The following is a 14,408-nucleotide window of genomic DNA, read 5'->3' on the forward strand; positions in this document are numbered from 1 at the left end:
CACGCCCGATTTTGAGAACGGCACCCGGTTCCCTACACTAGAGCGGTTGCCCGGGCTTCGTCGTGCCTGCACGCGAGTCCTTGCAATGGAAACGCAACCTCGAGTTCTCCGTACGTCAGCATCGAAATGCGGAAGCTCGAAACACCTGGCAGTGCAGCGATGCATTGCTTGGAGCGCAACCCCTGACCGGCAACAGTCGGTCAGGACATGTTCACTTCGTTGTAGGCCCACGATGTGACGAGCCAGGCCCGCCGGGTTCTCGAGAATCCAGGGGCACCAGCTCGCGCGTGCTGCATGGGAACCGCTGCGAGAAAGGTGCACAGGTCACACCATGACGATGACCGATCCAATTGCAGACTTCTTGACCCGTCTGCGTAACGCCAATTCGGCGTACCACGACGAGGTGAAGCTTCCCCACTCGAAGCTCAAGGCGAACATCGCCGAGATCCTCAAGCGCGAGGGCTACATCTCCGATTACCGCACGGAAGACGCCGAGGTGGGCAAGACCCTCATCGTCGATCTGAAGTACGGCCCGAGCCGTGAGCGCAGCCTCGCCGGCGTGCGACGCGTCTCCAAGCCCGGTCTCCGGGTGTACGCAAAATCCACCAATCTGCCCAAGGTTCTCGGCGGCCTGGGCGTGGCGATCATCTCCACGTCCACAGGTTTGCTCACGGAGCGTCAGGCGGCCAAGCAGGGTGTGGGCGGAGAAGTCCTCGCCTACGTCTGGTAGGGGAGGCCACCACCATGTCACGTATTGGAAAATTGCCGGTACCGGTCCCCGCTGGAGTCGATATCACCATCGACGGCCAGAACGTTGCGGTCAAGGGCCCCAAGGGTGCCCTGAGCCTGACGGTCGCCGAGCCCATCCAGATCGCTCGCGCCGACGACGGCACCATCGCCGTCACCCGGCCCGATGACGAGCGCAAGAGCCGTGCACTGCACGGACTTTCGCGCACTCTCGTCGCGAACCTCATCACCGGTGTGACCAACGGTTACACCAACAAGATGGAGATTCACGGCGTCGGTTACCGCGTCGTACTCAAGGGCAAGGACCTCGAGTTCGCACTCGGTTACAGCCATCCCGTGCTGATCGAAGCACCCGAGGGCATCACGTTCACGGTCGAGTCGCCCACGCGATTCACCGTTGTCGGCATCGACAAGCAGAAGGTCGGTCAGATCTCTGCCAACATTCGTCGTCTGCGGCGTCCGGACCCGTACAAGGGCAAGGGCATCCGCTACGAGGGTGAAGTGATCCGCCGCAAGGTCGGAAAGACGGGTAAGTGATATGAGCCAGCAAACAGCAGACAAGGCGAACGTCGTCAAGCGCACTCCGCGTGGCACCGACGTCTCGACGAAGCGTCGCCTGTCGAAGGCACGTCGTCACTTCCGCCTTCGCAAGAAGATCTCCGGCACGCCCGAGCGTCCCCGCTTGGTCGTCAACCGGTCCTCGCGTCACATCCACGTGCAGTTGATCGACGACCTCGCCGGCCACACGCTGGCCAGCGCGTCGAGCATCGAAGCCGATGTGCGCGCCCTCGAGGGCGACAAGAAGGCCGTCAGCGCGAAGGTCGGCGAGCTCATCGCCAGCCGCGCGAAGGCTGCCGGTGTCGAGGCAGTCGTGTTCGACCGCGGCGGCAACAACTACAGCGGCCGCATCGCGGCACTCGCAGACGCAGCCCGTGAAGGCGGGTTGACGTTCTGATGATGACAATGACTGACAACGGAAGGACAGCCTGATGCCGGGACGTCAACGGCGTGACGGCGGAAGCGGCCCCGCCGGACAGAACAGTGGCCCCAACGCAGGTGGCGACAACAACCAGCGCGGCGACAACCGCGGTGGCGGTCGTGACCGTCGTGACAACGGCCGTGGCGGCAACGCTGCGGACAAGTCGAACTTCATCGAGAAGGTCGTCACGATCAACCGCGTCTCCAAGGTGGTCAAGGGTGGTCGACGCTTCAGCTTCACCGCCCTCGTCATCGTCGGTGACGGCAACGGACTGGTCGGCGTCGGCTACGGCAAGGCCAAGGAAGTTCCCGCGGCCATCCAGAAGGGTGTCGAGGAGGCTCGCAAGAGCTTCTTCCGCGTCCCGATGATCGCCGGCACCATCACGCACCCCATCCAGGGCGAGGCCGCAGCCGGCGTCGTCATGTTGCGTCCGGCCAGCGCCGGTACCGGCGTCATCGCCGGTGGCGCTGTGCGTGCCGTGCTGGAGTGCGCCGGTGTCCACGACGTGCTGTCGAAGTCGCTCGGTAGCGACAACGCCATCAACGTCGTGCATGCGACCGTCGCAGCCCTCAAGGGTCTGCAGCGTCCCGAGGAAGTTGCGGCTCGCCGCGGCCTGACCCTCGAAGAGGTTGCACCCGCCGGAATGCTGCGCGCACGCGCACAGGCAGGAGCGGTGAAGTAATGGCTCAGCTGAAGGTCACCCAGATCAAGAGCACCATCGGCCAGAAGGCGAACCAGCGTGACAGCCTGCGTACTCTCGGGCTCAAGGGCATCCGCCAGACGGTCGTCCGCGAGGACAACCCGCAGAACCGCGGACTGGTCAACACGGTGCGCCACCTCGTAACTGTTGAGGAGGTCTAACCATGACCATCAAACTGCACCACCTGCGCCCCGCAGCCGGATCCAAGTCGACGAAGATTCGCGTCGGCCGTGGTGAAGGTGGCAAGCGTGGCAAGACCGCAGGTCGCGGTACCAAGGGAACCGGCGCACGCAAGAACGTGCCGGCACGCTTCGAGGGTGGCCAGATGCCCCTCCACATGCGGCTCCCGAAGCTCAAGGGCTTCACCAACCGCAACCGTGTCGTGTTCCAGGTCGTGAACCTGCGCGACATCGAGCGATTGTTCCCCGAGGGCGGTCAGATCGGTATCCCCGAGCTCATCGCCAAGGGCGCCGTTCGCAAGAACGAGCCCGTCAAGGTTCTCGGCGACGGAAACCTGACCGTGAAGGTCGAGATCTCGGCCAACAAGTTCACGGGCTCCGCCAAGGAAAAGATCGCCGCTGCCGGCGGTTCTGCAACCGAGGTATGAGCATCGGTTCGATGTGCTGAGTAGTAGCGCATCGACCAGCAGTTCGTGACGATGGCCGCAGCCACAGCTCTCGCAGCTGAGCTGCGGCCATCGTTGCCTCGGCACCACGTGCCGAGGTCGACCGAACGGACAGGGTCCAACACTGACCGTCGGGCGGTTCGATACGCACTGTTAGAGTTCTAGAGTTCACAGAAGTTCGTTTCGATGCGGGCGACGCATGTCGCTTGCAGTCCATGCTCGTGAGGCTCACGGGAGCAGCAGTTGCGCTCCCGACGATGCACTCGCAGCGTCAACGCAGTCGTGCCAGGAGGATCTTTGCTTTCCGCCTTCGTGTCGGCCCTCAGGACTCCTGACCTGAGACGGAAGATCCTCTTCACGCTCGGTCTGGTCGCCCTGTATCGCTTCGGTGCAACACTGCCGTCGCCGGGTGTCGACTACGCCAATGTCCGAGCATGCATCGACCAGGTCTCCGGTGGAGACTCGGCGGGCATCTACTCGTTGATCAACTTGTTCTCCGGTGGAGCGCTCCTACAGCTCTCGGTATTCGCGATCGGCATCATGCCGTACATCACCGCCAGCATCATCGTGCAGCTGCTCACCGTCGTCATCCCGAAGTTCGAGGAACTCCGCAAGGAGGGGCAGTCGGGGCAGGCCAAGATGACGCAGTACACGCGTTATCTGTCGATCGCGCTGGCCATCCTGCAGGCGACCGGCCTGGTGGCCCTCGCTTCGCGTGGGCAGCTCCTTCAGGGATGCCAGCAGGACATCATCGCCGACCAGTCCATCTTCGGCCTCGTCATCATCGTGCTCGTCATGACCGCAGGTGCAGCCGTCGTCATGTGGTTCGGTGAGGTCATCACCGAGCGCGGTGTCGGTAACGGCATGTCGCTGCTCATCTTCGCCGGAATCGCCTCGCGTATCCCGTCCGAGGGCAACTCGATCCTCGAGAGCCGCGGCGGGTTGGTGTTCGGATTCGTCTGTTTCGCAGCGTTCCTGATCATCACCGGCGTGGTCTTCGTCGAGCAGGGGCAGCGTCGAATTCCCGTGCAGTACGCCAAGCGCATGGTCGGTCGAAAGATGTACGGCGGCTCGTCCACGTACCTTCCGCTCAAGGTCAACCAGGCCGGCGTCATCCCGGTGATCTTCGCGTCCTCGCTGCTCTACCTGCCGAACCTCATCGCCCAGCTCACCTCGGCGAGCACCGCGGTCGATCCGAGTTGGTGGCAGCGCATCATCAACGAGTACCTGGTGAACCCCGCAAACCCGGTGTACATCGCGATCTTCTTCGGTCTGATCGTCTTCTTCACGTACTTCTACGTGGCGATCACGTTCAACCCCGAAGAGCGCGCCGACGAAATGAAGAAGTTCGGCGGGTTCATCCCGGGCATCCGTCCGGGCAAGCCGACCGCCGACTATCTGAACTACGTCCTCAGTCGCATCACGTTGCCGGGTGCGGTCTACCTGGGCACCATTGCCGTGCTCCCGAACCTGTTCCTCGACATCGGAAGTTCGGGTGGAGGACAGAACCTCCCGTTCGGCGGCACCGCCGTTCTGATCATGGTCAGCGTGGGCTTGGATACCGTGAAGCAAATCGAAAGCCAGCTGATGCAGCGTAACTACGAAGGGTTCCTCAAGTGAGACTTGTTCTGCTCGGTCCGCCCGGTGCCGGCAAAGGCACCCAGGCCGTCCTCCTGTCCGAGAAGCTGGGCGTTCCGCACATCTCCACCGGCGACCTGTTTCGCGCGAACATCGGTGAGAAGACGGCGCTCGGACTCGAAGCGAAGAAGTACCTCGATGCAGGCGACCTTGTTCCCAGTGAGCTGACCATCGACATGGTCCGCAGTCGCCTCGCCGAGCCCGACGCGGTGAACGGCTTCCTGCTCGACGGCTTCCCGCGTTCGGTGGGTCAGGCCGAGGCGCTGGTCGGCATCCTGGCGGATCTGAACGCCGAGCTCGACGCAGTACTCTCCTTCGCCGTCGACGAGGACGTCGTCGTCGAACGCATGCTCTCGCGTGGACGCGAGGACGACAAGGAAGACGTCATCCGGAACCGACTCAAGGTGTACCGGGACGAGACCGCGCCGCTGCTCGACTACTACGAGGGTCAACTCGTCACGGTCGACGCGATCGGTGAGGTGGACGAGGTCAACGCTCGCGCGCTGAAGTCCATCGAGGACCACGGCAAGTAATGGCGTTCGGCCGTAAACGCAAGGTCGTGCCGTTCCGCAGCGCAGGCGAACTCGACGCCATGGCTGCGGCCGGCGCGGTCGTCGGCGCTGCTCTGGTTGCCGTTCGGGCAGCGGCGGTACCGGGTGTCTCGACTCTCGAACTCGACCGAGTGGCCGAGGCGGTCATTCGCGACGCCGGCGCTGTGCCGTCGTTCCTCGGGTATCACGGCTTCACCGGCAGCATCTGCTCGTCGGTGAACGACCGTGTGGTGCACGGCATTCCGTCGGCAGATGAGCTGCTGGTCGCAGGCGACCTGGTGTCCATCGACTGTGGGGCAGTTCTCGACGGTTGGCACGGAGACTCTGCGTGGACGTTCGGTGTCGGCGACATCATCGAGGCCGATGCGATGCTGAGCGAGGCGACGCGGCTGTCGATGGAAGCCGGTATCGCCGCGATGCTTCCCGGCAACCGGCTCACGGACGTCTCGCACGCCATCGAATCAGGAACCCACGCGGCCGAGCAGGCACACGGCCGCAAGTACGGAATCGTCGACGGGTACGGCGGTCATGGCATCGGCCGTGAAATGCACATGGACCCGTTCCTCGCGAACGAGGGTGCGCCCGGCAAGGGGCCGGAGCTGGTCGTCGGATCCACCCTCGCGATCGAGCCCATGCTGACCCTCGGTACCTACGACACCGACATCCTCGACGACGGGTGGACGGTCGTGACCACCGACGGATCCCGATCCGCGCACTGGGAACACACCGTTGCCGTCACCGAGGACGGGCCGCGGATCCTGACGCTGCGACCCAGCTAGGGGCAGACCCGGCCGGGGTCACCAGGCCAACGAGCCGTAGCGCCGCCCGCCACGGAGCAGGCCGAGGTGCGCGGCCACCAGACGTAGCCAGAGTCGAGTGGGCATCCTGGTCACGGCAGTCGGAAGCAGAGGGTTCCGTACGCCCAGCATCAGCAGGGCGACGTAGATCGAGCGGGCCCGGAACGGCGGGCAGCCGTGGACTCGGTAGAGGCCGCGCACGTGAGCCGATCCATATCCCAGAGCTCCCGCTTGTTTCCAGTTCTCCCGGTGGCCGGTGCGCAGTCGGTACGAGACCAGTGGTTCGGCGATGAAGTGCAACCGACGGCCCGCGTGCTGTGCGCGCCACGAGAATTCCATGTCCTCGCTGGCGTGTACGTATTCGAGCATGCCGCCGAGCTGACGGTAGGTCGATCTGCGGCACGCCATGCTGGCACCGATGACGAACGGCAGGAATGTCGACTTGCCCTGATCCGTGGGCGGTGCGAAAGGCGTCGATGCTCGCGTGGCAACGGAGTTCAGTGTCTCCGTCTCCAGGCCGGTACCCACGAGGTCGTACTCGTCGAGGCGCGCAACGATGCGTCGGAGCCAGCTCGGGTGCACCGCGTCGTCCGCGTCGCAGAATGCAAGCAATTCGCTGCGGGCGGCGTCTGCACCCCGGTTGCGTGCGAACGATGCCCCCGGGGTTCCCGCAGCATCGACGTATCTCAGGTCCAGAGCGCCACGAAGGTGATGGCAGTCGATGTGTTCGCGAAGGCCGTCGGTCGAGCCGTTGTCGCTGATGATCACCGTGAACGGATGCTCGTAGTCCTGTCGAGCGAGAGCTCGCAGTTGATCGTCGAGAACGTCCTTGGCGTTGTGAATTGGGATGATGACGGATACGACCGGGTCGCCGGCGCGCGTGTCTGATCTCAAGAGGGGTGCCTTGTAGTCGTCGTCGCGGACACGGCCGCCGCTGCGAACGCAGTCGGTACGGCCAGTGGTTGTGCGGCTGTGATGCAGCCCGGCGGAACGTTAGCTCAGGAAATCGAACTGGGGCAAACGTTGACCTGGAGTATGGACACTGGACGCATTTGGCCAGACGTGCATTACCCGGTAGCATGGATCGACGGTGCGCCCTGCGTACCGGATGTTCGCGTGCCCTGGTGGGCTGCGAACCGTTCCGGCGATACGTCGGCCCGTTCATTCGGGTCGGTCAGTGGGCATCACGGTAACGGAAACAGATGCAATCAAGCAGGTGTGAGAGCCAGGATCGCGGAGGATATGGCCAAGAAAGACGGTGCTATCGAGGTAGAGGGCCGAGTTGTCGAACCGCTGCCCAATGCGATGTTTCGCATTGAGCTCGAAAACGGCCACAAGGTACTCGCTCACATCAGCGGAAAGATGCGTCAGCACTACATCCGCATCCTTCCCGAGGATCGCGTCGTGGTGGAGCTTTCGCCCTACGACCTCACGCGTGGACGCATCGTTTACCGCTACAAGTAACAGCTTCCCCGGCCACGTCCGGTCGGGGAGAACCATGCTCGGGGCCACTGCATGCAGCGGGGCCGAGCTACACACAGGAGATCAACGACGTGAAGGTTCAGCCGAGCGTCAAGAAGATCTGCGAAAAGTGCAAGGTGATTCGTCGTAACGGACGCGTCATGGTGATCTGCGACAACCTGCGTCACAAGCAGCGTCAGGGATAACCACCGAGCATTTCGCACGTCGGCTTGGCAACAGCTAGAAGATGACCTCCCAGCACCAACCGCGACACACGCGTTGCGGCATACCCCCGGCACGGAGGCCGGGGCCCCACTGAGTTGGTTGAAAGACGCTTCACACCCCAGCGGTGAGAAGGACACAGGGGACGGACTGGGAGCAGACCTCCGGACAAGAAAAGGAAATGCCACATGGCACGTCTCGCAGGTGTGGATCTGCCGCGCGAAAAGCGCATGGAGATCGCACTGACTTACATCTACGGCGTCGGCCGTACCCGCTCCAAGGAAATCCTCACAGCGACGGGCGTCAGCCCCGACCTGCGAAGCAAGGATCTCGGCGACGACGATCTGCGCAAGCTCAGCGATTACATCAACGAGTCCCTCAAGGTCGAGGGCGACCTGCGCCGCGAGGTTCAGGCCGACATCCGTCGCAAGATCGAAATCGGCTGCTACCAGGGTCTTCGCCACCGTCGTGGTCTGCCCGTCCGTGGACAGCGCACCAAGACCAATGCGCGTACCCGTAAGGGACCCAAGCGCACCATTGCCGGCAAGAAGAAGGCGAAGTAATGCCCCCCAAAGCACGCGGTACCGGTCCGAAGAAGGCGCAGAAGACGCGTCGCAGGGACAAGAAGAACGTCCCGCACGGATCTGCGCACATCAAGAGCACGTTCAACAACACGATCGTGTCGATCACCGACCCCGCCGGAAACGTCATCTCGTGGGCGTCCTCGGGACACGTGGGTTTCAAGGGCTCGCGCAAGTCGACTCCGTTCGCCGCACAGCTCGCAGCCGAGAACGCTGCGCGCAAGGCACAGGAGCACGGCGTCAAGAAGGTCGACGTCTTCGTCAAGGGTCCCGGCTCCGGCCGTGAGACCGCGATCCGCTCGCTTCAGGCCGCTGGCCTCGAGGTCGGCACCATCTCCGATGTCACCCCTCAGCCGCACAACGGCTGCCGTCCGCCCAAGCGGCGTCGGGTCTAGCGGGAAGGAAAGGTTTAGAAAATGGCACGTTATACCGGTCCTATCACCCGCAAGTCGCGTCGTCTGCGCGTCGACCTCGTCGGAGGCGACCAAGCGTTCGAGCGTCGTCCCTACCCGCCCGGCCAGCACGGCCGCGCGCGGATCAAGGAGAGCGAGTACCTGCTCCAGCTGCAGGAGAAGCAGAAGGCTCGCTTCACCTACGGCGTCATGGAGAAGCAGTTCCGTCTGTACTACAAGGAAGCCAACAGGACCGTCGGCAAGACCGGCGAGAACCTGCTGACCATCCTCGAGAGTCGTCTCGACAACGTCGTCTACCGCGCCGGACTGGCACGCACGCGTCGTCAGGCCCGTCAGCTGGTCACGCACGGTCACTTCCTGGTGAACAACAAGCGCGTCGACATCCCCAGCTACCGCGTCTCGCAGTACGACATCATCGACGTGCGTGAGAAGTCGGCACAGACTCTGCCGATCCAGATCGCCCGCGAAAGCTACGGCGACCGTCCCGTCGCCCCGTGGCTGCAGGTCGTCCCCAACCGTCTTCGCATCCTGGTGCACCGGTTGCCGGAGCGCGCACAGATCGACGTGCCGCTCCAGGAGCAGCTCATCGTCGAGTACTACTCGAAGTAAGGCGCAGCACGCATGTGAGTCTCCCCGTGAGGCTCACATGCGTCTTCGCCTCCACACGTGGGCGTCAAATAGCGGACGCCCGTACAGGAGGAACACACAATGCTCATTTCACAGCGCCCGACGCTGACCGAAGAGGTCATCGCCGACAACCGCTCGAAATTCGTCATCGAGCCGCTCGAGCCCGGCTTCGGTTACACACTCGGCAACTCGCTCCGCCGCACCCTGCTGTCGTCGATCCCCGGCGCTGCTGTCACCAGCATCCGTATCGACGGCGTCCTCCACGAATTCACCACCGTCCCCGGAGTCAAGGAAGATGTCACCGACATCATCCTGAACCTCAAGGGCCTCGTGGTGAGCTCCGAAGAAGACGAACCGGTCACCATGTACGTCCGCAAGCAGGGCCCCGGCGCTGTGACCGCAGGCGACATCGTGCCTCCGGCCGGCGTCACGGTGAACAACCCCGATCTGCACATCGCGACCCTGAACGACAAGGGCAAGTTGGAGATCGAGCTCGTAGTCGAGCGCGGTCGCGGCTACGTCCCCGCCGTTCAGAACAAGGCTTCGGGTGCCGAGATCGGCCGTATTCCGGTCGACTCGATCTACTCACCCGTGCTCAAGGTCACCTACAAGGTGGAGGCCACCCGCGTCGAACAGCGCACCGACTTCGATCGGCTCGTTCTCGACGTGGAGACCAAGAATTCCATCACCGCGCGGGACGCGCTCGCTTCGGCGGGCAAGACCCTGGTTGAGCTCTTCGGCCTCGCCCGTGAGCTGAACGTCGAAGCAGAAGGCATCGAGATCGGACCCTCGCCCGCCGAGGCCGATCACATTGCTTCCTTCGGACTCCCCATCGAGGATCTGGACCTCACCGTCCGTTCCTACAACTGCCTCAAGCGCGAGGGTGTTCACACCGTCGGCGAGTTGGTTGGTCGTACCGAGTCCGATCTGCTCGACATCCGTAACTTCGGGCAGAAGTCCATCGACGAGGTGAAGGTCAAGCTGCATTCGCTCGGCCTCTCCCTCAAGGACAGCCCCGCGTCGTTCGATCCGAGCACCGTGCCTGGCTACGACGCCACCACGGGCACGTGGAGTGACACCGACGCCGGCTCCTTCAGCGACACCGAAGGTGCCGAGCAGGACTACGCCGAGACAGAACAGCTGTAATCAGCTCGCTGGAGCTCTTACTAGGAGATTCATCATGCCCAAGCCCACCAAGGGCCGCCGTCTCGGCGGGTCGGCGTCGCACCAGAAGGCCATCCTGGCCAACCTGGCGACGTCACTCTTCGAGCACGGCCGCATCACCACCACCGAGTCGAAGGCCAAGCGCCTTCGTCCCCACGCCGAGAAGCTCGTCACCCACGCCAAAAAGGGTGATCTGGCGCATCGTCGTGAGGTTCTCAAGACGATCAACAACAAAGATGTCGTGCACAAGCTGTTCGCCGAGATCGGGCCTTTCTTCGCCGATCGCGACGGTGGCTACACGCGCATCATCAAGACCGTCCCCCGCAAGGGTGACAATTCGCCGATGGCCATCATCGAGCTCGTCAACGAGCAGACGGTGTCCAACGAAGCCGATCGCGCTCGCCGCGTGAAGGCTTCGCAGGCTGCTCCCGCCGCAACCGAGGCTCCGGCTGAGGACGCGACCGACGAGAACGTCGTCGAGGCTGTCGAAGCCGACGCGACCGACGCCGAGGTGGCCAACGCCGACGCAGTCATCGAAGGCATCGAGGACAACGACGCACACGCGTCGGACGCCCCCGAGGCCGAGGAAGCCAAGAAGGACTAGTCCTTTGAGCTCCGCGCACGATCGAAGCGGGCCCGCCATTCCCTCCGGGGAAGGCGGGCCCGCTTTGTCGGTCCCCACCAGATTTCGGCTCGACATCTCGTACGACGGCACGAGCTTCTCCGGGTGGGCGCGCCAACCGGGTATCCGCACCGTCTGCGGAGTGCTCGATGAAGCCTTCTCCACGGTGCTGCGGCAATCGATAGAGCTGACCGTGGCGGGACGAACCGACGCGGGAGTCCACGCAACGGGACAGGTGGCGCACTTCGACGCCGTCGACGTTCCCGACGATCATGACCAACTGGTCCGCCGAATGGCCCGGTTTCTGCCCACCGATGTTCGAGTGCGGGCCATCACCGCCGTCTCCCGGGATTTCGACGCGCGATTCTCGGCATACCGCAGGCACTACGAATATCGTTTCGGCACTGCGCTCTACGGTGTCGACCCCCTCGATGTCGCCGGTGTCGTCTCCTGGCCCAGGCCCATCGATCTGGGTGCGATGCGTGAGGCATCCGCGGGATTGATCGGTCTGCACGATTTCGCCGCGTTCTGCAAGCGACGTGACGGTGCCACCACCGTTCGGGAACTGCAGCGCTTCGACTGGGAGCGCGACGGCGACCGTCTCACCGCGTACGTCAGCGCCGACGCGTTCTGCTGGTCGATGGTCCGTAGCCTCGTCGGTGCCATGCAGGCCGTGGGGGAAGGGCGTCGAACTCCCGACTGGGCGCGGTCACTGTTGACTCGCCGCGAGCGGGCGAGCGAGGTGGCGGTGGCTCCGGCGCACGGCTTGTCCTTGGTTGGAGTCGACTACCCGCCGGCCGACGAGCTGGCTGCTCGGAACGCGGCCACCCGAGAAGTGCGCTCGGCGATCACCGGCGACGGTTGCTGTGGGGGAGAGGGCTGACCGAGCGTCACCGGGTCTAGTGTCGGAGCGATGCAGCCGATACAGCTCGCCATCGTCGTCGGTAGTGTGCGTGCCGGTCGAGTGGGACCGACCGTCGCGGCCTGGGTTCGAGGTGTTGCCGCCGAACGCACCACCGTCGAGGTGGTGGACGTCGACCTGGCCGATTTCGAGTTACCGAATTCTCTCGTTCCGTGCGAGGACTCCGAACGCTTCACCGGGATCATCGGTGCCGCCGACGCCTTCGTGTTCGTCACTCCGGAGTACAACCACGGCGTACCCGGTGCGTTGAAGACTGCGCTCGACACGGTGAAGTACGAATGGCGTGGCAAGCCGGTGGGATTCGTCTCCTACGGCGGGCTGGGCGGTGGGATTCGAGCGACCGAACAGCTGCGGCAGATCACTGCCGAATTGCACATGGTCTCGGTCCGAGATGCCGTGTCGCTGCACCGGGTGCGCAAGCGGTTCGACGAGTCGGGACGGATCGACGATGCCGCAGCCGGCGACGCTCTCGGGCGTCTTCTCGATCAGCTGGAGTGGTGGGCCGATGCGGTGGCCGGCGCTCGTGGGCGCGCCGACTACCCCGGCTGAGAATCGGTCATGCACGAACCGCGGGGCGCAGACTCCTGGGGCGGCCGATGAACGCCGTTTCCTGCGGAATCGTGACCAGTGTCAGCTCGACGTCGAGTGGACCGGATCGGACTCGAATTCGATCTCCCGACGCATGGGGCTGGACGATCGTCAGATCCGGCTCCGGCACGCTTCGCTCCTGTTCGGGGCGGCCGGTCCGCGGTAGGTGCTCGGACAACGAAATCACGGTTACACCCGAAAGTCCCTGTTGCACAGGCGGTGCCGAACCGTCGGCGAAGTCGATCAGGATCACGTCGTACGACGGCCGGGATCGAAACGTGGTGCCGTCGACCAGTAGTCGATCGGGTGCGCCGATGGCGTCGAGGATCGCACGCCAGGCGTGCGGGCGGTCCGTGCGGACGAGAACCCTGGCACCGGTGGCGATGGCGCGGAAGATCAGTTGCTGGGCGAGGTAGAGCTCTCCGGCGATTCGAACTCGCGTCAGGCCCGGTCCGAACAGCCGCACCGCGACACCGTGTCCGTGAGCGTCGGATCCCAACAGCTGGCCGCACCCGCTTACCGGGAGTTTCAGCTCGTGCATCGTCGTTGTGTCGAGAATTCGGCTGGGAGACAACGAATCCAGGGCGGGTAGGGCCAGCGGGAGCTGGGCGAGGATGCCGTCGCGTTGACTCCCGCTCATCGAGGTCAGCGCGCGTACACGAGGCTTCGTGATCGGTGTTCGAGTGGCGAATCTGCACGACCCATGGATGCGCACCTTCCCGGTGTCGTGGGTCGGTTGCAGGCGGAAGGACAGCGTCGTTCCGAGGGAGGGAGTTGCCCACAGGGTCGCGATGTCCTCGGCAGTGACTGTGCTGCAATCGATTCCGAAGCCGGTACTAGACGCACCCGGCAGGGGTGCTGTCGACCACGTCTGGGTCAGGTCGTCGATACTCACGCCCCGGCACAGGTGCAACACAGCCGATCGTAGTTCGGAGCTCGTCAACAGTCGTGAGGACAGCCCGTGGGCGTTCAGAGCGCGATGTACGCGAGTGGTCGCGACGACAGCGGCGCGGGCTGCCCCGGCCCTGCCTCCGCCTCTGGCCCCGATCGCACGAGCATTCGCACGCAGGTCGAGAGTGACTGCCACCCAGACTGTTCGCACCGCTACTGCCGGTAGCGGACCGATGAGTGACTCGTACACCTCGGTGGCGACCGAGCCTGCCGAGCTGCGGAATCCGAGTGCAACGACGTCGATGGAGCAGACCTCGATGTCGTGCTGTCGCAGACACGACGCCAACGCGTCGACAGGAAGCGTGTGTTGCGTCTCGGCGCTCGCCTTGCCGAGGACCGTGGTGGCGTGCCCGGGCGGGACGATCTCGATGGTGCAGGTGACGGTGTCGCGCTGCCAGTGGACCCCGACCGGGCCGACTGCCGTGTCGGTGTGGTCCGTGCTCACACCGACATCGGGGGCACGATCGGCGAGGAACCGCCAGATTGTCCGGACCCAGTCCACGACGGATCTGCGCCGAACGGCGACGAACGGAACGAGCGCTACCGCCGCAGCAGCGAGCAGAGCCGGCCCTGGTCTCACCTGTGCCGCGAACAGAGCCCAGCCGATCGCCACGGCTGCGGTCTCGGCCACGATCACCCGCCGCACCGTGGGCGCGACGAAAGGAACGGCGGCTCGCCCACGCCCTGCCCGACCGGTACGCGTCATCGAAACCCTCCCCCCGAAGGTCACAGTGCCCCATCGACGAACGCCAACGCGGTCGCCGAGGTGTGCGGACGAACTGTACTGTGTCGCGTGACCCGAATGGGGATCGGGTCCGCA

Annotated in this window: 20 protein-coding genes; 18 read left to right on the top strand and 2 right to left on the bottom strand. The window is 64.2% G+C overall.

Annotation, left to right across the window (positions count from 1 at the left end; genetic code table 11):
- Positions 1 to 331 precede the first annotated feature (331 nt).
- From rpsH to map, 9 genes are all read left to right on the top strand, one after another.
- Positions 332 to 730, top strand: coding sequence for a 30S ribosomal protein S8 (gene rpsH, locus CH283_RS05650; RefSeq protein WP_008718266.1), 399 nt, complete (start codon positions 332 to 334; stop codon positions 728 to 730).
- 14 nt (positions 731 to 744) lie between these two features.
- Entirely contained in the window at positions 745 to 1,284 is a 540-nt protein-coding gene (rplF, locus tag CH283_RS05655) for a 50S ribosomal protein L6 (protein WP_032397535.1), read from the top strand.
- A 1-nt stretch (position 1,285) separates the two neighbouring features.
- Complete coding sequence (rplR, locus tag CH283_RS05660; protein ID WP_032365631.1) at positions 1,286 to 1,702, top strand: 50S ribosomal protein L18; 417 nt, start codon at positions 1,286 to 1,288, stop codon at positions 1,700 to 1,702.
- A 34-nt stretch (positions 1,703 to 1,736) separates the two neighbouring features.
- The gene (gene rpsE / locus CH283_RS05665; RefSeq protein WP_032397534.1) at positions 1,737 to 2,408 is read left to right on the top strand and encodes a 30S ribosomal protein S5; all 672 of its coding nucleotides are present in this window, start codon (positions 1,737 to 1,739) and stop codon (positions 2,406 to 2,408) included.
- The gene (rpmD, locus tag CH283_RS05670) at positions 2,408 to 2,587 is read left to right on the top strand and encodes a 50S ribosomal protein L30 (RefSeq protein ID WP_008718256.1); all 180 of its coding nucleotides are present in this window, start codon (positions 2,408 to 2,410) and stop codon (positions 2,585 to 2,587) included. Before rpsE ends, rpmD begins: the two co-directional genes overlap by 1 nt.
- Positions 2,588 to 2,589: 2 nt before the next feature.
- Positions 2,590 to 3,033 (top strand): 50S ribosomal protein L15, encoded by a 444-nt coding sequence (gene rplO, locus CH283_RS05675; RefSeq protein WP_032397532.1) that lies wholly within the window; start codon positions 2,590 to 2,592, stop codon positions 3,031 to 3,033.
- Between the two features lie 315 nt (positions 3,034 to 3,348).
- Positions 3,349 to 4,671, top strand: coding sequence for a preprotein translocase subunit SecY (secY, locus tag CH283_RS05680; protein ID WP_032397531.1), 1,323 nt, complete (start codon positions 3,349 to 3,351; stop codon positions 4,669 to 4,671).
- The gene (locus CH283_RS05685; protein ID WP_094639134.1) at positions 4,668 to 5,222 is read left to right on the top strand and encodes an adenylate kinase; all 555 of its coding nucleotides are present in this window, start codon (positions 4,668 to 4,670) and stop codon (positions 5,220 to 5,222) included. Before secY ends, CH283_RS05685 begins: the two co-directional genes overlap by 4 nt.
- A complete protein-coding gene (gene map, locus CH283_RS05690) occupies positions 5,222 to 6,019 on the top strand; it encodes a type I methionyl aminopeptidase (RefSeq protein ID WP_032397529.1) in 798 nt (265 codons plus the stop codon). Before CH283_RS05685 ends, map begins: the two co-directional genes overlap by 1 nt.
- An 18-nt stretch (positions 6,020 to 6,037) precedes the next feature.
- On the opposite strand, the gene CH283_RS05695 is transcribed toward map, so the two are convergent.
- A complete protein-coding gene (locus CH283_RS05695) occupies positions 6,038 to 6,931 on the bottom strand; it encodes a glycosyltransferase (RefSeq protein WP_176460344.1) in 894 nt (297 codons plus the stop codon).
- A gap of 348 nt (positions 6,932 to 7,279) precedes the next feature.
- Here CH283_RS05695 and infA point away from each other — a divergent pair, with 348 nt between their 5' ends.
- From infA to CH283_RS05740, 9 genes are all read left to right on the top strand, one after another.
- Positions 7,280 to 7,501: a translation initiation factor IF-1 gene (gene infA / locus CH283_RS05700; protein ID WP_005140011.1), complete on the top strand. Its 222-nt coding sequence runs from the start codon at positions 7,280 to 7,282 to the stop codon at positions 7,499 to 7,501.
- An 89-nt stretch (positions 7,502 to 7,590) separates the two neighbouring features.
- Complete coding sequence (gene rpmJ, locus CH283_RS05705; protein ID WP_025347279.1) at positions 7,591 to 7,704, top strand: 50S ribosomal protein L36; 114 nt, start codon at positions 7,591 to 7,593, stop codon at positions 7,702 to 7,704.
- Positions 7,705 to 7,908: 204 nt separating this feature from the next.
- Positions 7,909 to 8,283 carry a 30S ribosomal protein S13 gene (gene rpsM / locus CH283_RS05710; RefSeq protein WP_008718227.1) on the top strand — a complete coding sequence of 125 codons (375 nt, stop codon included), beginning with the start codon at positions 7,909 to 7,911 and terminating at the stop codon, positions 8,281 to 8,283.
- Positions 8,283 to 8,696: a 30S ribosomal protein S11 gene (gene rpsK / locus CH283_RS05715; protein WP_027496331.1), complete on the top strand. Its 414-nt coding sequence runs from the start codon at positions 8,283 to 8,285 to the stop codon at positions 8,694 to 8,696. Before rpsM ends, rpsK begins: the two co-directional genes overlap by 1 nt.
- Positions 8,697 to 8,717: 21 nt before the next feature.
- Positions 8,718 to 9,323 (top strand): 30S ribosomal protein S4, encoded by a 606-nt coding sequence (gene rpsD, locus CH283_RS05720; RefSeq protein ID WP_032397528.1) that lies wholly within the window; start codon positions 8,718 to 8,720, stop codon positions 9,321 to 9,323.
- Between the two features lie 99 nt (positions 9,324 to 9,422).
- The gene (locus CH283_RS05725) at positions 9,423 to 10,487 is read left to right on the top strand and encodes a DNA-directed RNA polymerase subunit alpha (protein WP_008718222.1); all 1,065 of its coding nucleotides are present in this window, start codon (positions 9,423 to 9,425) and stop codon (positions 10,485 to 10,487) included.
- Between the two features lie 34 nt (positions 10,488 to 10,521).
- The gene (rplQ, locus tag CH283_RS05730; RefSeq protein WP_068051325.1) at positions 10,522 to 11,109 is read left to right on the top strand and encodes a 50S ribosomal protein L17; all 588 of its coding nucleotides are present in this window, start codon (positions 10,522 to 10,524) and stop codon (positions 11,107 to 11,109) included.
- Between the two features lie 4 nt (positions 11,110 to 11,113).
- A complete protein-coding gene (truA, locus tag CH283_RS05735; protein WP_094639136.1) occupies positions 11,114 to 12,010 on the top strand; it encodes a tRNA pseudouridine(38-40) synthase TruA in 897 nt (298 codons plus the stop codon).
- Between the two features lie 30 nt (positions 12,011 to 12,040).
- Positions 12,041 to 12,598: an NADPH-dependent FMN reductase gene (locus CH283_RS05740; protein ID WP_094639137.1), complete on the top strand. Its 558-nt coding sequence runs from the start codon at positions 12,041 to 12,043 to the stop codon at positions 12,596 to 12,598.
- Between the two features lie 7 nt (positions 12,599 to 12,605).
- Here the strand turns inward: CH283_RS05740 and eccE are convergent, their stop codons facing one another.
- A complete protein-coding gene (gene eccE, locus CH283_RS05745) occupies positions 12,606 to 14,294 on the bottom strand; it encodes a type VII secretion protein EccE (protein WP_094639138.1) in 1,689 nt (562 codons plus the stop codon).
- Positions 14,295 to 14,408: the final 114 nt, after the last annotated feature.

Source organism: Rhodococcus sp. 05-2254-2 (assembly GCF_002259095.1).
GTDB lineage: Bacteria > Actinomycetota > Actinomycetes > Mycobacteriales > Mycobacteriaceae > Rhodococcoides.